The 17,210-nt window shown below is 69.3% G+C and carries 15 protein-coding genes; 12 read left to right on the top strand and 3 right to left on the bottom strand.

All coding sequences use genetic code 11. From position 1 onward, the window contains the following. Positions 1-100: 100 nt before the first annotated feature. A complete protein-coding gene (locus ACBY01_RS00360) occupies positions 101-553 on the bottom strand; it encodes a winged helix DNA-binding protein (RefSeq protein WP_416458755.1) in 453 nt (150 codons plus the stop codon). A 258-nt stretch (positions 554-811) separates the two neighbouring features. On the opposite strand from ACBY01_RS00360, the gene ACBY01_RS00365 reads away from it, so the two are divergent. The 8 genes from ACBY01_RS00365 (at position 812) to ACBY01_RS00400 (ending at position 8,312) form a co-directional block, all read left to right on the top strand. Then, entirely contained in the window at positions 812-970 is a 159-nt protein-coding gene (locus tag ACBY01_RS00365; RefSeq protein WP_416458756.1) for a hypothetical protein, read from the top strand. Between the two features lie 60 nt (positions 971-1,030). Continuing rightward, the gene (locus tag ACBY01_RS00370; protein WP_416458757.1) at positions 1,031-1,474 is read left to right on the top strand and encodes a MarR family transcriptional regulator; all 444 of its coding nucleotides are present in this window, start codon (positions 1,031-1,033) and stop codon (positions 1,472-1,474) included. A gap of 120 nt (positions 1,475-1,594) precedes the next feature. Beyond that, positions 1,595-2,236 (top strand): aldehyde dehydrogenase iron-sulfur subunit PaoA, encoded by a 642-nt coding sequence (gene paoA, locus ACBY01_RS00375; RefSeq protein ID WP_416458758.1) that lies wholly within the window; start codon positions 1,595-1,597, stop codon positions 2,234-2,236. Beyond that, positions 2,233-3,183, top strand: a complete 951-nt coding sequence (locus tag ACBY01_RS00380) for an FAD binding domain-containing protein (RefSeq protein ID WP_416458759.1) — start codon at positions 2,233-2,235, stop codon at positions 3,181-3,183. Before paoA ends, ACBY01_RS00380 begins: the two co-directional genes overlap by 4 nt. 4 nt (positions 3,184-3,187) lie before the next feature. Next, complete coding sequence (paoC, locus tag ACBY01_RS00385) at positions 3,188-5,398, top strand: aldehyde oxidoreductase molybdenum-binding subunit PaoC (RefSeq protein ID WP_416458760.1); 2,211 nt, start codon at positions 3,188-3,190, stop codon at positions 5,396-5,398. Positions 5,399-5,478: 80 nt separating this feature from the next. Next, complete coding sequence (locus ACBY01_RS00390; protein ID WP_416458761.1) at positions 5,479-7,245, top strand: adenylyl cyclase; 1,767 nt, start codon at positions 5,479-5,481, stop codon at positions 7,243-7,245. Beyond that, the gene (locus ACBY01_RS00395) at positions 7,242-8,063 is read left to right on the top strand and encodes a glycoside hydrolase family 16 protein (RefSeq protein ID WP_416458762.1); all 822 of its coding nucleotides are present in this window, start codon (positions 7,242-7,244) and stop codon (positions 8,061-8,063) included. The genes ACBY01_RS00390 and ACBY01_RS00395 overlap by 4 nt, the downstream gene beginning before the upstream one ends. Positions 8,064-8,111: 48 nt before the next feature. Then, entirely contained in the window at positions 8,112-8,312 is a 201-nt protein-coding gene (locus tag ACBY01_RS00400; RefSeq protein ID WP_416458763.1) for a hypothetical protein, read from the top strand. Position 8,313: 1 nt separating this feature from the next. Here the strand turns inward: ACBY01_RS00400 and ACBY01_RS00405 are convergent, their stop codons facing one another. Continuing rightward, a complete protein-coding gene (locus tag ACBY01_RS00405) occupies positions 8,314-10,329 on the bottom strand; it encodes a beta-L-arabinofuranosidase domain-containing protein (RefSeq protein WP_416458764.1) in 2,016 nt (671 codons plus the stop codon). 69 nt (positions 10,330-10,398) lie between these two features. Next, complete coding sequence (gene pip, locus ACBY01_RS00410; RefSeq protein ID WP_416458765.1) at positions 10,399-11,355, bottom strand: prolyl aminopeptidase; 957 nt, start codon at positions 11,353-11,355, stop codon at positions 10,399-10,401. A 105-nt stretch (positions 11,356-11,460) separates the two neighbouring features. On the opposite strand from pip, the gene smpB reads away from it, so the two are divergent. From smpB to ACBY01_RS00430, 4 genes are all read left to right on the top strand, one after another. Further along, positions 11,461-11,943 (top strand): SsrA-binding protein SmpB, encoded by a 483-nt coding sequence (gene smpB, locus ACBY01_RS00415; protein ID WP_416458766.1) that lies wholly within the window; start codon positions 11,461-11,463, stop codon positions 11,941-11,943. Positions 11,944-11,998: 55 nt separating this feature from the next. Next, entirely contained in the window at positions 11,999-12,529 is a 531-nt protein-coding gene (locus ACBY01_RS00420; protein WP_416458946.1) for a DUF2062 domain-containing protein, read from the top strand. A gap of 57 nt (positions 12,530-12,586) precedes the next feature. Continuing rightward, positions 12,587-14,680 (top strand): M13 family metallopeptidase, encoded by a 2,094-nt coding sequence (locus ACBY01_RS00425; RefSeq protein ID WP_416458767.1) that lies wholly within the window; start codon positions 12,587-12,589, stop codon positions 14,678-14,680. 106 nt (positions 14,681-14,786) lie between these two features. After that, positions 14,787-17,180, top strand: coding sequence for a hybrid sensor histidine kinase/response regulator (locus ACBY01_RS00430; protein ID WP_416458768.1), 2,394 nt, complete (start codon positions 14,787-14,789; stop codon positions 17,178-17,180). Positions 17,181-17,210: the final 30 nt, after the last annotated feature.

Here is a 17,210-nt window from a genome sequence, read left to right on the forward strand (position 1 = left end):
CCGAGTATACGCGGTCGCGCCTCAGCGGGTCGCAGCGATATAGCCATTTTGGAAACGATGGGTTGCACCCCGACTGGCCGCCGCCGGCAGGCGGTCGCGTCTATGCCTTCGCGATCGTCTGCAGATACTGCGTCATTGCCGTCGCCCCGGCTTCGCTGAGCGACACCTCGATGCGACGTCGGTCAAGCGGATCGGTGACGCGGACGATCAGGCCCAGCCGGTCGAGATGTTCGATCCAGCGTTGCGACGTCGTGGTCGGTGCGGCCGACGTGCCCACCAGTGCCTTGACGTTCATCGTCCGCGACTGGTGCCGCGCGACGTACAGGGCGACCAGCATGTCCCAGCCGGGCTCGTGGAACAGGTCCGACGGCAGGTACTTCCGGCGGATTCGGCGCTGCTCCGCCAGCCGGGCCGCGAGCTCTGCCAATTTGTCGGGATGAGTCGCCTGGTTCGTCGCTGCATCCGCCAACCGGGAAGCATGCCCCTCGAACCGGGACGTGACCTCGCGCACCTGACGTGCAAAGTCCCGGGCAAGTGCCTCGAACGTTTCCATTCCTACTCCGCTAGCAACGCTTCGTTTCCCACAGTCTGCCGCACACATCGCCAAGGAGCAATCGCCTCGTTGCTATAAGTGAGTGAGACAACTGATTTTTTTAGGCAGTGTCGCCCATCCGGTCGCCTCGCGAAACGACCGCGCCGCCGCGGGGCTACTTGCGTCGCCTGGCGACAAGAGGGAAAGCAACGCCGGACTGCCGTGGCAGTATCGGACCACCATGCGCCGCGTCACTGCCCGTCAAGGAAGGAAGTATCCGTGCCACACTCCATCGAAGCCAATGCCGTCCCGCCGTTGGTCGCGAAGCTGAAGGAGTGTCGTGAGGCGCTCGACGAAATGGAGTTGTGGATGGCGGCCGCTTGCCTGAACGATGCCATTCATCATCTGGAAAATCAGCGGAACGCTTCCGTACGTTGACCTTTTGGCGTTCGACGCGTCTAAGCGGCGAAACTGCCGCTGCGATGTGAGGACGCGCGAATGCAAGAAGATGCCGAGGAAGAATCCGAATCTTCGCCTCGGCACGGGCCGCAAGCACCGCAGTCCGAAACACTGCCGCAGTCCGGGATTTCGCCGGCTGCGGCTGATCTTCCTCTTCTGGTCGGGATTGCGCAGCAGATGCTGCAGCGCAGGCGATCGCGAGAGCGCTTCTTCGATTCCGATCTCTTCGGAGAGCCCGTTTTCGAGATCCTGCTTCTTCTGTTCGTCGCGGGCGCAAGCGGCGACCGCATGACCCATGCGGAGGTCTGCAAGGCAGCAGGCGTGCCGAGCACGGACGGGATGCGATACGTGTCGACGCTGATCGACCAGCGCCTGGTCGTCCGCACGGGCGCCGCGGTCGACGCCCGGCAGCAGGATCTCGCGCTCTCGCGCCCGGGCTTCGAACAGGTCGCCCGCTATCTCGCCGCCTGCGACGCGCTGTAGGGGAAACGGATCGCCGGCGCGTCCGGCCGGTTTTTCGTCGCCGGCTGAACCTTTTACGCGCTCTTTCGTAGTTCCGCCGTAGCGGCGCACGAGGTTGCGTGCGCGGAAACGGGGAAGCTCATGCCGAAATCATCCGCCCTCCAGCTGTCCCGGCGCGGGGTGCTGGCGGGAAGCGCCGCCACCGTCGCGGCCACCGCGGTCCCCGATGCGGGCGCGCAGGCCGCCGCAGCCGCCAAGCCGGCAACCTCGGAGGTGTCGTTCAAGGTCAACGGCCGAACGCGCAAGATGCGGCTCGATACCCGCACCACGCTGCTAGACGCGCTGCGCGACCATCTCCAGCTCACCGGCACCAAGAAGGGCTGCGACCACGGCCAGTGCGGCGCCTGCACGGTGCTGGTCAACGGCGAGCGGATCAACAGCTGCCTGAGCCTCGCGGTGATGCACGAGGGCGATGCCGTCACCACCATTGAGGGCCTCGGCACGCCGGACGATCTCCACCCGCTGCAGGCCGCGTTCGTCAAGCACGACGGCTATCAGTGCGGCTATTGCACGCCGGGGCAGATCTGCTCTGCGGTCGGGGTGCTCGACGAGATCGGCAAGGGCATCCCCAGCCACGTCACCGACAATCTCGAAGCCGCACCGCAGACGAGCAACCTGGAAGTCCGCGAGCGGATGAGCGGCAACATCTGCCGCTGCGGCGCCTATTCCAACATTGCCGAGGCGATCGCCGAGTTCGCCGGCGCCAAGGGGAGCCGCGCATGAAGCCCTTCACCTACGAACGCGCGACCAGCCCCGCCGCCGCGGCGGCTGCGGTGGCGCAGCGCCCCGGCGCCAAGTTCATCGCCGGCGGCACCAACCTGCTCGACCTGATGAAGCTCGAGATCGAGGCGCCGGACCATCTGATCGACGTCCAGGACCTGAAGCTCGACCAGGTCGAGGAGACCGACGACGGCGGCTTGCGGATCGGCGCGCTGGTCAGCAACACGGCGCTGTCGGCGCACCCGCGCGTGCGCCGCGACTATGGCGTGCTCAGCCGCGCGATCGTCGCCGGCGCCTCGGGACAGCTGCGCAACAAGGCGACGACCGCCGGCAACCTGCTCCAGCGCACCCGCTGCCCCTATTTCTACGACACCAACCAGCCGTGCAACAAACGCCGGCCGGGCTCCGGTTGCGCGGCGATCGGCGGCTATTCGCGCCAGCTGGGGGTGATCGGCACTTCCGCGTCGTGCATCGCTACCTATCCGGGCGACATGGCGGTGGCGCTGCGCGTGCTCGACGCGACGGTCGAGACGGTCGACGCGGCGGGACTCACCCGGAGCATTCCGATCGCCGAGTTCCACCGGCTGTGGGGCACGACGCCGCACATCGAAACCAATCTCGCGAGGGGCGAACTGATCACCGGCGTGACCCTGCCCAAGCCGATCGGCGGGCAGCATTTCTACCACAAGGTGCGCGACCGCGCGTCCTACGCCTTCGCGCTCGTGTCGGTGGCGGCGGTGGTCCAGCCCGACGGGACCGGCCGGGTGGCGATCGGCGGGATCGCGCCCAAGCCGTGGCGGGTAGAAGCGGCCGAGGCGGCGATGCCGCAGGGCGCGCGTGCGGTCGCGACGCGGCTGCTCGCCGATGCCAAGCCGACCCAAGACAACGCATTCAAGATCCCGCTGACCGAGCGCACCCTCGCCTCGGTGCTGGCGCAAGCGAAGGCCTGACGCGATGAAATTCGACACGCCCGCGGGCACCAATCCGATCGACCAGCTCAAGGTGGTGGGGCGGCCGACGCCCCGCATCGACGGCCCCCGCAAGACCACCGGCACTGCGCCCTACGCCTATGAGCGGCACGACGTGGCGGAGAACCAGGCGTATGGCTTCATCCTCGGCTCGGCGATCGCCAAGGGCCGGATCAACCACATTGACCTGAGCGAGGCACAGGCCGCGCCCGGCGTGCTGGCGATCGTCACCCATGAGAATGCCGGCAAGCTCGGCAAGGGCAGCAAGAACACCGCCAAGCTGCTCGCCGGCCCGACGGTGGATCACTATCACCAGGCGGTGGCGATCGTCGTCGCCGAGACGTTCGAGCAGGCGCGCACCGCCGCCAACCTGATCCGCGTCGACTATGCCCGGGTGAAGGGGCGCTTCGACCTGGCGGAGGAAGCCAAGCATGCGCCGCTCGAAGGCGACGGCAGCGGCGAAGGGTCGAGCGCGCCGCCCGTCGACCGCGTCGGCAAATTCGAAAGCGCCTTCGCCAAGGCGCCGGTGACGCTCGACCAGACCTACACCACGCCGGACGAGAGCCACGTGATGATGGAGCCGCACGCCAGCATCGCGGCGTGGGACGGCGACAAGGTTACGGTGTGGACCTCCAACCAGATGATCGCCTGGGGCAAGGAGGACATGGCCAAGACGCTGGGCATCCCCAAGGAGAACGTGCGCTTCGACTCGCCCTATGTCGGCGGCGGCTTCGGCGGGAAGCTGTTCCTGCGCGCGGATGCGCTGATGGCGGCGCTCGGCGCGCGGGCGGCCGGACGCCCGGTGAAGGTCGCGCTGACCCGGCCGATGAGCGTCAACAACACCACCCACCGCCCGGCGACGATCCAGCGCGTCCGGCTGGGCGCGGGCCGCGACGGCAAGCTCACCGCGATCGCGCACGAAAGCACCTCGGGCGACTTGCCCGGTGGCGGCCCGGAGACGGCGGTGGCGCAGACCAAGCTGCTCTACGCCGCGCCCAACCGGATGACGTCGATGCGGCTGGCGGTGCTCGACCTGCCCGAAGGCAACGCGATGCGCGCGCCGGGCGAAGCGCCGGGGCTGATGGTGCTCGAGATGGCGATGGACGAGATGGCGGAGAAGCTGGGGATGGACCCGGTCGAGTTCCGCATCGTCAACGATACCCAGGTCGACCCGGAAGACCCGAAGCGGCCGTTCTCGCAGCGGCACCTGGTGGAATGCCTGCGGACCGGCGCGGACCGGTTCGGCTGGTCGCGCCGCAACGCCAAGCCGGGGCAGGTCCGCGAGGGCCGCTGGCTGGTCGGCATGGGCATGGCCGCGGGCTTCCGCAACAACATCAACCAGAAGTCGGCGGCGCGCGTCGGCATCGACGCCAAGGGCGTGGTGACGGTCGCCACCGACATGACCGACATCGGTACGGGCAGCTACACCATCATCGCCCAGACCGCGGCGGAGACGATGGGCGTGCCGCTCGACAAGGTGATCGTGCTGCTCGGCGATTCGAACTTCCCGGTCTCGGCCGGCTCGGGCGGCCAGTGGGGCGGCAACAGCTCGACCGCCGGCGTCTATGCCGCGTGCATGAAGCTGCGCGAGGCGGTGGCGACGAAGCTCGGCTTCAACTCGGCCGACGCCGTGTTCGAGGACGGGAAGGTCCGCGCGGGCAACCGCAGCGCCTCGCTCAAGGAAGCCGCCGGCCTGTCGGCGGAAGAGGCGATGGACTATGGCGACCTGGCCGAGAAGTACCAGCAGTCGACCTTCGCCGGCCACTTCGTCGAGGTCGCGGTCGAGGCCTATACCGGCGAGATCCGCATCCGCCGCATGCTTGCAGTGTGCGACGCCGGGCGCATCCTCAACCCGATCTCGGCGCGGAGTCAGGTGATCGGCGCGATGACGATGGGCGCGGGCGCGGCGCTGATGGAGGAGCTGGCGGTCGACAAGCGCTTCGGCTTCTTCGTCAACCACGACCTCGCCGCCTATGAGGTGCCGGTTCACGCCGACATCCCGCACCAGGAAGTCGTGTTCCTCGACTATCCCGACGACAAGACGTCGCCGATGAAGGCGAAGGGTGTCGGCGAACTCGGGCTGTGCGGTGTCGGTGCGGCGATCGCCAACGCGATCTACAACGCCACCGGCGTGCGCGTGCGCGATTACCCGATCACCCTCGACAAGCATCTGGAGAAGCTGCCCGCGGTGGCGTGATCCGGCCGAGCAGGGGCTGGCGCACCGCCGGCCGGCCCCCTATCGATCGCGTCGGAAACGCAGCCGAAAGAGCGAGGCGGATGGAGAGGCAGGGAACGAGCCGGCGCGGTGCGCTGGCGGGACTGGCGGCGACCGGGCTGATGCCGGCGATCGCAAAGGCGGCGGCGCGCCGCGATCCGGACCTGGGTCCGAACGTCGTGATCGTCGATCCGACGATGCCGGCAAAGTCGGTACAGGCGCGGCTCGACGCGATCTTTCGCGAGCAGGAGCGCAGCCACTTCACCGATCGGCGCTACGCCATCCTGTTCAAGCCTGGGCGCCACACCGTCGACGTCAACGTCGGCTTCTTCACCCAGGCGGCAGGGCTGGGGCGGCTGCCGGGCGAGGTCGTCATCGACGGCCACGTCCATGCCGAGGCGGACTGGCGCGACGGCATGGCGCTGGTGAACTTTTGGCGCGGGGTCGAGAACCTCGCCGTCCGGCCTGCCGATCGCCAGGACCGCTGGGCGGTGTCGCAGGCGGCGCCCTATCGCCGCATGCACCTGGCCGGCGACCTGGCGCTCGACGACGGGGGCTGGTCGAGCGGCGGGTTCATGGCCGATTGCCATATCGACGGCACCGTCCGATCGGGCAGCCAGCAGCAGTGGTTCACCCGCGGCAGCCGCATCGGCGGCTGGGAGGGCTCGAACTGGAACATGGTGTTCGCAGGCGTCGAGGGCGCCCCCGTCACCAGCTTTCCGGAGCCGCCGTACACCACCGTCAAGTCGGTGCCGCTGGTGCGCGAAAAGCCGTTCCTGACCGTCTCCGCTGCGGGCGACTGGTCGGTGTTCGTGCCCGCGCTACGCCGCGACGTGCGCGGTACCAGCTGGGAAAGCGGACAGCCGGCGGGCAAGGCGATCCCGCTAGACCGCTTCTTCATCGCCAAACCCGGCGACACGCCGCAGCGGATCAACGCGGCGCTGGCTGCGGGCAAGCACCTGCTGCTCACCCCCGGCATCTATCGTCTCGCCGAGCCGCTGCGCGTCACCCGCGCGGGCACGGTCGTGCTCGGGCTGGGGCTCGCCACGCTGCTGGCGGAGCGCGGCAGCAAGGCGATGGTGATCGACGACGTGCCGGGCGTGAGCATCGCCGGGTTGCTGGTCGACGCCGGCGAGCAACGCTCGCCCGTGCTGGTCGAGGTAGGCCCGCGCGGCGCCAAGGGCGATCACTCCGGCGATCCGACCTTGCTCGCCGACCTGTTCTTCCGCGTCGGCGGCGCCACCGTCGGCAATGCCGACACCTGCCTGGAGATCAACAGCCATCATGTGATCGGCGACCATCTCTGGATCTGGCGCGCCGACCACGGCGATCGCGAAGGCGGGCGCGAGCATGTCGACTGGGACGAAAGCGCAGGCGAGCAGGGGCTGATCGTCAACGGCGACGACGTGACGATCTACGGCCTGTTCGTCGAGCATTTCCGCAAATATCAGACGCTGTGGAACGGCGAGCGCGGGCGCACCTATTTCTACCAGTGCGAACTGCCCTACGATCCGCCGAGCCAAGCGGCCTACAGGGCGGGCGAGATCCGCGGCTGGGCGGCGTACAAGGTCGCCGACCACGTCACCCGGCACGAAGCCATCGGCATGGGCGTCTACGCCAACTTCACCGCCGATCCGTCGATCGTGCTGGAAAGCGCCATCGAGGCGCCGCGGGTGCCCGGCGTGCGCTTCGAAAGCGTCACCACCATTTCGCTGGGCGGCGGCAAGGGCACGATCGCGCATCTGGTGAACGACGCGGGCGCCGCGGCGCGGCCGGGCGCGATCCGCCAGACGCTGCGGCAGTATCCGGTCGCAGGGGCGAGCCGATGAACTGGATGCTGCTGGCGCTGCAGACCGCCACGTTGAGCGCCACCAACTATGGCGTCGACGCGCCGATGACCGCGCCTTCGCAACCCGCCACACTGGCGGACGAGTTCGACGGCAAGCGGGTGGACCAGACGATCTGGCGCTTCGACACCTCCCGCAATGCGGAAGGCTGGTACAACAACGAGAAGCAGTATTACGCCGCCGATCGGCGCCAGAACACACGGGTCGAGGACGGCGTGCTGGTGATCGAGGCGCGGCGCGAGACGCTGTCGAAGGCAAAGTTCCCGGACTGGGGCGGGCAGGGGTACACCTCCGCCAAGCTCGTGACCCGCGAGCAGCTCGGCTACGGCTTCTACGAGGTGCGCGCGAAGCTGCCGTGCGGCCGCGGCGCCTGGCCGGCGATCTGGATGGTCGGCGAGGATGCCTCCTGGCCCGAGGTGGGCGAGATCGACATCATGGAGATGGTCGGCTGGGACCCGAACGTCATCCATGCGACCCTGCACAGCGGCGCGTTCAACCACCGGCTCGGCACCCAGCGCGGCGCGCAGAAGACGGTGGCGACCGCCTGCACCGCCTTTCACACCTACCAGCTCGACTGGAAGCCGGAGTCGATCACCATCGGCGTCGACGGCCGTGCGTACATGCGCGTTGAGAACGACCAGCCGGGGGGCAAGGCAGCGTGGCCGTTCACCCGGCCGTACCCGCTGATCCTGAACCTGGCGGTCGGCGGCGACTGGGGCGGCGCCAAGGGTGTGGACGACCGGAGCTTCCCGCAGCGCCTGTCGGTCGATTACGTCCGCTACTGGAAGCACGGCGACTGACCGCATCGCGGCTGGACAGCGCCGCGATCGCGCCGCTATCCGCCCGCGATGGCAATCATCGCGACGATCATGAACACCACCACCGGTCAGCCCATCCAGCGGATGACCTTCGGCCGCATGCCCAAGCCCTGGGCCTCGTTCAACCTGGAGAGCGGCGAGCTCGTCACCGCCGACCGCGTCGAAGTCGGCAAGCCCGCCCCGGGCAAGGTAGTCGTGCCGGTGTTCGTCTGGGTCACGCCGAAGCAGTAGCTCAGGTTTCGCGCAGCGTCGGAAAAGCGGAGACGCGCAGCTTGGGCGCGGCATAGGGGATCAGCACCAGCCGCTCCGCGGCACCCTTGGCGGTCGCATCTGCGGGCGGCGGCGCGGCCGAACCGTCGACCTCCGCCCAGTCGGCCACGGCGCGCCCCTCGGTGACCAGCGCCACCGGCGGGTCGCGACGCGAGAAGGGCACCGGCCCGACCGGTCGCTCGACGCGTCTGAAGCGCACATCTTCCGGCAGCCCGTACGCCCAGGGGCCGGCGGGATGGACTTCCCAGTCGGCGGTGAGCCCGCGCGGCCGCCATTTTTCCCAGCGCTCCGCGACGGGGAGAGCGAACACCAGCGGGCCCTGTTCGATGCTCTGCGCGCCGTTGAAGCCTGCCACCGTCTTCGCGGTGCTGGTCAGCGCGACCTCGATCCGATCGCCGGGCTTCCAGCTGCGCTCGATCCGCGCGAAGCCGCCCGGCGTTGCCGCCGGCTGCGCGACGCCGTTGACCCGGATCGCGACGGTGGTCGCCCAGCCGGGAATGCGCAGATGGATGGGAAAGCGCGCCGCGCGTGCCGGATCGACGCGGATCGCGATGCTCTCGCGGAACGGATAGTCTGTTTCCTCGCGGATGCGCACGGGCACGCCGGCGACGGTGGTCGTCACCTCGCACGGCGCATGGACGGCGGCGGCGAGACCTCCGTCGTCGGACGCCATCCATAGGCTGGCGGTCAGCCGCGGCCAGCCCTGGTGGAAGTTGGCGGTGCAGCAGCCGAAGTGCGGCTCCAGCCCGAACAGGTTCGATTCCGGACCGTTGCTGGTCCACGGTCCCTTGGCGCGGCTGCAGCGGATCTGGTTGGGCTGCTGGTCGTACTGGTGCGCCCACATGTCGTCGGTGAAGGTGGCGGGGAGGGCATTGTAGGCGACGCGCTCGATGCGGTCGCCGATCGCCGGATTGCCGGTGATCGCCAGCGCATGTTCGAGCGAATAGAGCGCCTCCACGATCGCGCAGAGCTCCAGTCCCTGGCTCGGGCTACGGCCGGCGAGATGCTCGTCGGCGGAATAGAGCCCGATCGGCAGCCCGTGATAGCGGTCGAGCGCGTCGATCTGACGGTGGAAGGCGGCACGGTCCTCGGCCGATCCCGACACCAGCGACCATACCGGTGACACCTTGAGCGCCTGCGCATTGTTGACGCCGTGCACCGACAACGCCGGGTCGCGCAGCCCCTGCGGGGGCTCGCCAGGGACGTCGGGCCGGTCCATGTCGATCGCGGCGAGCGTGGTCTTGGTCCGATAAGGATAGTTGGCGAACAGACCCTGCCAGTCGAAGCCCTGCCGCTTGAGCAGCGCCGCGAGTTCCAGCAGCTTGGCGTCGCCGGTGCGGTTGTAAAGCCAGACGATCGAGGCGACCTCGTCCTGCCAGCGGAACTTGCCCCAGTCGCGCAAGGGGCGTTTCGGCAGCGCGCCGAGCTGATGGTGAAAATAGCGGGTCATTACCGGGATCACGCGGGGATCGTCGGTAAGCTCGTGATACTGGGTGAGCACCTTCAGCATCACCATCCGCGGCCACCAGTCGTCGTTGCTGCGCGGGCCGATCATGCCGTCGGGCCAGGGGTGGTCGAGCGTCCAGTCGATGAAGCGCTGCGCCTTGGCTTTCAATGGCGCGGAGTCGAGCTGCCAGGCGAGCGGCAGCAGCCCGTCGACGAAATAGGGTCCGCGCTCCCAGGACTCGCCGCTGCCGCCCAGCCAGCCGCTGTTCGGCCCGACGTCGGGCCAGGTCTCGTCGAGGTGCCCGCCCATGCCGTCCGCCTGGATCTGCAGCTGGCGGCGCAGCCAGCCGGCGGGCTTGATCGCGCCGGTCGGCAGCAGGCGGAACGGCTGTTGCGCCAGCGGTGCGCGGTTCGCCGGCGGTGCGGCGGCGGAGACGGTCGACACGGCCGCGACGGCGGGCCGCTCGATCAGGGCGCAGGCACCGATCGCGGTGGAGGCGCACAGGAACGCACGGCGGGTAGGACGGATCATGGTACCTCCTGACGCTTCGACGGGTCACCGCGAGCATAGGTCGCGATCGCCGGGAGGACCACCGCGCGTTCAGCTTGCCGCGTAGCGGTCGGTCGCGCGGATCAATTGATCGCGGATCGGCGGGTCGGACCAAGCGTGGCCGGCGCCCTCGACCAGGTGGAACTCCGCCTTCGGCCACGCCTGATGCAGCGCCCAGGCGGTGCGCGCCGGGCAGACCAGGTCGTAGCGGCCGTGGACGATCGTGCCGGGAATGCCGCGCAGCCGATGCGCGTCGCGGATCAGCTGGTTCGGTTCCAGCCAGCCGTGATGGACGAAATAATGGTTCTCGATCCGCGCGAAGGCGAGCGCGAAGTGCGGATCGGCGAAGCCGGCGCTGAGCGACGGATCGGGCAGCAGCGTGATCGTCCGTCCCTCCCACAGGCTCCACGCCTGCGCCGCCTCGAGCTGCGCGGCGGCATCGTCGCCGGTCAGCCGCCGGCGATAGGCGGCGCGCATGTCGCCGCGCTCGGCCTCGGGGATCGGCGCCTGGAACGCGGCCCAGCGATCGGGGAACACCTCGGAGGCGCCGAACTGATAATACCAGTGCAGCTCCGGCTCGGTGACGGTGAAGATGCCGCGCAGCACGAGCTCGCTCACCCGCTCCGGATGGGTCTCGGCATAGGCGAGCGCGAGCGTCGAGCCCCAGGATCCGCCGAACACCAGCCAGCGCTCGACGCCGATGTGGCAGCGCAGCCGTTCGATGTCGGCGACGAGATGCCAGGTCGTGTTCGCCTCCAGGCTGGCGTGCGGGGTGGAGCGCCCGCAGCCGCGCTGGTCGAACAGCAGCAGGTCGTAGCGCGCCGGATCGAATAGCCGGCGCACGTCCGGCGTCACGCCGCCGCCCGGGCCGCCGTGGAGGAACACCGCGGGCTTGGCGCCCGGCGTGCCGCAGCGTTCGTAGAAGAGGACGTGCCCATCGCCGACGTCGAGCATGCCGGTCGCATAGGGTTCGATCGGATCGTAGAGGGTGCGCAGCGCTTCGGTCATGCCCCATCCTTGCCGGCGGTGCGGCGATGCGTCCAGCACGTCGCGCACGCGTGTTGCGCGACCCACCTTTCCCAGCGGCGTCAGAGCGCCTATGTCCCGCCTCCCATGGCCCGCCCCAAACCCGCAGCGTTCGACAAGCGCAAGACCGTCGCCGAAAACCGGCGTGCCCGTTTCGACTATTTCATCGAGACCACCTACGAGGCGGGCATCGCGCTCACCGGCACCGAGGTGAAGTCGCTGCGCTTCGGCGAGGGCTCGATCGCCGAGAGCTATGCTGAGGTGACGGACGAGGAGGTGTGGCTGGTCAACTCAAACATTCCCGAGTTCAGCCACGGCAACCGCTACAATCACGAGCCCAAGCGGCCGCGCAAGCTGCTGCTCAACATGCGCGAGATCAACAAGATGCACGGCGCCGTCGCGCGCGAGGGCATGACGCTGGTCCCGCTGTCGATCTACTTCAACGGCCAGGGGCGCGCCAAGGTCGAGCTCGCGCTCGCCAAGGGCAAGAAGGCGCACGACAAGCGCGACACGATCAAGGAGCGCGACTGGAAGCGCGAGCAGCAGCGGCTGCTGCGCGACCGCGGCTAAGCCGTTGCGCGACAAGCAGCTCGGTGTCCGCATCCTGCGGTGGGCGGCGGCCAACATGCCGACCCGCGAGAGCATGGGCGACAATCGCTGGCTGCGGCCGGTCGCGCATCGCGTGCTCGCGCCCGAGCTGTGGCGCTTCACGCGCCGGTCGGTACCGCGCGGCGTCGCGCTCGGCATGGTCACCGGCATCCTGATCCCGATGGGGCAGATCCCGGCGTCGGCGGTGCTGGCGCTCCCCTTGCGCGCCAACATCCCGGCGGCGGCGCTCACCACCTTCTTCACCAATCCGCTGACGACCCCGCCGCTCTGGCTGGCGGCCTATTGGGTGGGATCGCGGCTGTTGCGGCTCGACGCGCACGTGCCCGGCCATCCGCTCACCACCCACGCGCAGGTCGACGTTGGCTGGCTCGACTGGCTCCTGGTGGACGCGGGTCCGGCGACGCTGGTCGGGCTGTTGGTCTTCTCGCTGATCGGCGCGGTGCTCGGCTATTTCGTCAGCGCGTTCGGCTGGCGCTGGTGGATCGGGCACAAGTGGCGGCGACGTCACAAGCGCAAGGTGGAGCAATCGCATACGCCTTTGAATTGACGGGCGTTCTACGCCCACTAAGACAGCCGCATTCCACCCAGTGTGAAGGACTCACCCATGCGGCGTTCGCTTCTCGTATCCACCCTGCTTGCCGGCTCCGCGCTGCTCGGCGCGTGCGCCACGACCGGCGCTGCCGATCCGGCGGCGGTTTCCGAGCAGACCCAGACGATCGGCGAGGCCGCGGCGGGCCCGGTCCGCTCCGCCGACAGCGATCGTCCGCAGATCGGCAGCTTCGGCTTCGACGAGGCGGGCATGGACCGCGCCGTCGCGCCGGGGGACGACTTCTACGGCTTCGCCAACGGCACCTGGGAGAAGACGACCGAGATCCCGGCCGACAAGTCGAACTACGGCATGTTCACCGTGCTGGAGGACCTGTCGCGCACCCGCACCCGCGAGATCCTCGACGGCGTGCGCGGCGACGCGAATTCCAAGATCGGCGTCGCCTATGCCACCTACCTCGACCGGGCGGCGATCGACGCGAAGGGCGTCGCACCGATCCAGCCGTGGCTCGGCAAGATCAAGGCGCTGTCGGGCAAGCAGGGCTATGCCGCGCTGGTGGCGGAGGCGTCGCGCAACGGCGTTGATGCGCCGTTCGGCGCCTATGTCGGTCCCGATGACAAGCATCCCGACGTCTATGCGCTGAACCTCAGCCAGGCCGGGCTCGGCATGCCCGACCGCGACTATTACCTCTCGACCGAAGCCAAGATGGTCGAGGTCCGCAACGCCTATGTCGCGCACCTCGCGCGCATGATCACGCTGGCGGGCGAGCCGGAAGCGCAGAAGCGCGCCCAGGCGATCCTGGCGCACGAGACCGGTATCGCCAAGGCGCACTGGACCCGGATCGAGAGCCGCAACGCGGACAAGACCTACAACAAGATGACGTTGGCCGAGCTGCAGAAGCGCGCGCCGGGCTTCGACTTCGCGACCTTCTTCAAGGGGCTCGGCGCGAACGTCGACACCGTGATCGTCGCGCAGCCGAGCGCCGTGTCGGGCATCGCCAAGGCGATCGCCGCGGCGCCGGTGTCGGTGCTCAAGGACCAGTTGCTGATCCGGTCGCTCGATCAGTATGCCGGGGTGCTGCCGACGCCGTTCGACCAGGAGAGCTTCGCCTTCTACGGCACCACCCTGTCGGGCACGCCGCAGCAGCAGGAGCGCTGGGAGCGCGCGGTCGACTTCACCAGCGATGCGCTCGCCGACTCGGTGAGCCAGGTCTACGTCGCCAAATACTTCCCGCCCGAAACCAAGGCGGCGGCGGACGCGCTCGTCCGCAACGTCATCGACGCGATGGGCCGCCGGCTCGACCAGCTCGAGTGGATGGCGCCGGAGACGAAGGTCAAGGCGCGCGCCAAGCTCGCCGCCTTCACGCCGAAGATCGGCTATCCGGACAAGTGGAAGGACTATTCCAACCTGGAGATCCGCGCCGGCGACGCGCTCGGCAACGCGATCCGCGCCGCCAACTGGGCGCATGCCGACAACTTCTCCAAGCTGGGTCGCCCGATCCAGAAGTGGGAATGGTTCATGACCCCGATGACGGTGAACGCCTATGCGAACCCCGTCATGAACGAGGTCGTGTTCCCGGCCGCGATTCTGCAGCCGCCGTTCTTCGATCCCAACGCCGATCCGGCAGTGAACTACGGCGGCATCGGCGCGGTGATCGGCCACGAGATCAGCCACCACTTCGACGATCAGGGGCGTAAGTACGACGTCAACGGCAGCCTCACCGACTGGTGGACGGCGGAGGACGTCAAGCGCTTCGACGAGCGGACGAACGCGCTGGTTCGCCAGTACGACGCCTATGAGCCGCTGCCGGGGCTGCACGTGAAGGGCGCGCTGACGCTGGGCGAGAACATCGCCGATCTCGCCGGCCTGACCGTCGCGTGGGACGCGTACCAGCACTCGCTGGGCGGCAAGTCGGCGGGAACGATCGACGGCTACTCGCCCGAGCAGCGCTTCTACCTGGGCTGGGCTCAGGTCTGGCGCCGCAGCTACCGCGAGGCGAACCTGCGCCAGCGGCTGCTGACCGATCCGCACTCGCCGTCGCAGCAGCGCGCCTGGGTCGTGCGCAACCTCGACCCCTGGTACGAGGGCTTCAAGCCGGCGCCTGGCAGCAAGCTGTACCTGGCACCGGACGCGCGCGTCCGCATCTGGTAAGCGCCGCGCCGGGTAACCGACTGCGCCGCGCCGCGTGACACGCGCGGCGCGGCGGGTTGCCGTCCGGCCGCTTGACGGTGCCGGGCGGCGCGCCCAACACGCGGCGATGGCACGCGTTTCCTCCGCCACCGACGGCCGCCCCCCGGTCGACCGTCTCCCGTTCCTCGTCTCGCTCGGCGTCGGCCTCGTGGCGGCGCTGCTCGTCCTGCGCATGGTCGGCGAGCCCGTGGTCGCGGCCGGCTTCCTGGCGGCGGCGCTGCTGGCGCCGGCGGTGCTGTTCGCCTGGTCGCGCTTCACCGCGCCGCCGCCCGCCGAGGCGCCGCCCGCCGACTGGGCGCTCGCCCACGCGCTGGCCGAGGCGAGCGAGGAGGCGCTGGCGGTCACCGATCGCGGGGGGCAGCTGGTCTGCGCCAACAGCCGCTATGCCGAACGCTTCGGCGGCTTCCCGACGCCGCCTGCGCTGCCGATCGAGGACGAGGGCGCGAGCCAGCTCGCCGCCGCGGGGCGGACGGCGTGGCGCGACGGCCGGGCCAGCACCTGGGTTCGCCGCGACGGAACCGCCGTGCAGGTCGCGATCGAGCGGATCGGCGACGGCACGCTGGTGTGGCGCTTCTTCGGCGGCGGCCGCACCGCCGCCTCGATCGAAGCCGAGCAATGGCTGGCCGGTCCGCAGGGCGACCGGCTGGGAAGCGCCGGGATCATGGCCGCGCTACTCGGCTCCGACGGCCGCATCCGCGCGGCCAATCGCGTGCTGCGCACCCGTGCGATGGGGCAGGACGAGGGACCGATCGCCGGTCGCGACTTCGCGCGCTTCCTCACGACCGATGGCGAGGGGCGCATCCGCTTCGAGCGCGAAGGTGCCGCGGGGACCCCGCTGCGGCTGCTCCAGGTGCCGTTCCTGCCCGACGAGGGCGCGCCGATGCTGGTCGTGCTGCTCGACGAGGAAACCGCCGAGACCGCGCCGCCGATCGCCGGCGGTGCCGCGGGCCATGTCCGCTCGCTCGTGTCGCTGCTGCCGGTCGGCATGGCGCTGGTCGACCGCGACGGCCGCTTTCTCCACATGAACCACGCCTTCGCCCGCGCGACCGGCGTCAACACCGCGACGCCGCCGCTCTACCCGGGCGACCTGGTGGTGCGCGAGGACAAGGGCGCGCTCGCCGACGCGATCCGCCGCTTCGCCGGCGGCGCGCAGCACGCCTCCGACATGGCGGTGCGGTTGCTCAGCCATCCGGACGAGCCGATCGCGCTGACGATCGGCGGCGGGCGCGGGCTGGGTGATGCCGCGGTGCTGCTGACGCTGAAGGACACCGGCGAGGAGTCGCGCCTCAAGCGGCAGGTGGCGCAGGCGACGAAGATGCAGGCGGTCGGCCAGCTCGCCGGCGGCGTCGCGCACGATTTCAACAACATCCTGACCGCGATCATCGGCCATTGCGACCTGATGCTGATGCGCCACACGCCCGGCGACAGCGACTATGACGACATCCAGCAGATCCGCGCGAACTCCAATCGCGCCGCCAGCCTGACACGCCAGCTGCTCGCCTTCTCGCGCCAGCAGACGCTGCGCCCGCAGGTGCTGCAGTTGCCCGACGTCATCTCCGAAGTGTCGAACCTCTTGAAGCGGTTGCTCGGCGAAACCGTCGAACTGGTGGTGCAGCACGGCCGCAATCTGGGTCCCGTGCGCGCCGACCCGGGGCAGCTGGAGCAGGTCGTCGTCAACCTGGCGGTCAACGCGCGCGATGCGATGGTTGAGAAGCATCCGAACGGGCGTGGACGGCTGGTGATCGAGACGCTGGCGATCGGCGCCGCCGAGGTGCGGGCGATGGACAACGAGGTGCTGCCCGTCGGCGACTATACCGCGGTGCGGATGACCGACAACGGCACCGGCATCACGCCCGAGATCCTGCCCAAGATCTTCGAGCCCTTCTTCACCACCAAGGAGGTGGGCAAGGGCACCGGGCTGGGGCTGTCGACCGTCTACGGCATCATCAAGCAGTCGGGCGGCTACATCTTCGCCGACTCGGTAGTGGGGCAGGGGACGGCCTTTACCCTCTATCTGCCGGTGCATGCCGCGCCCGTGCTCGCCGCACCGATGCCCCCGGCTCCACCACGCCGCGAGCGGCCGAGCGACATCTGGGGTACCGGCACGATCCTGCTGGTCGAGGACGAGGACATGGTGCGGTCGGTCGCCGAGCGCGCCTTGACGCGACAGGGGTACAAGGTGCTGACCGCCGAGCATGGCGAGGCGGCGTTGGAGCTCATCGCCGATCGCCCCCAGATCGACCTGCTGGTGTCGGACGTGGTGATGCCGGCGATGGATGGACCGACAATGGCCCGCCAAGTGCGGCAGATCTATCCGGACCTGCCGATCCTCTTCATGTCGGGCTATGCCGAGGAGCAGCTGCGCCGCTCGATCGACCTGGGGAACGTTGCCTTTCTGCCCAAACCCTTTTCGGTCCAGCAGCTTGGCGAGGCCGCTCGCGACGTTTTGGCAACGAAATGATGCTTGGCCTCGCCGCGCGCTTCTGCTTAG

It is taken from the genome of Sphingomonas mangrovi, assembly GCF_047975845.1.
Lineage (GTDB): Bacteria > Pseudomonadota > Alphaproteobacteria > Sphingomonadales > Sphingomonadaceae > Sphingomonas.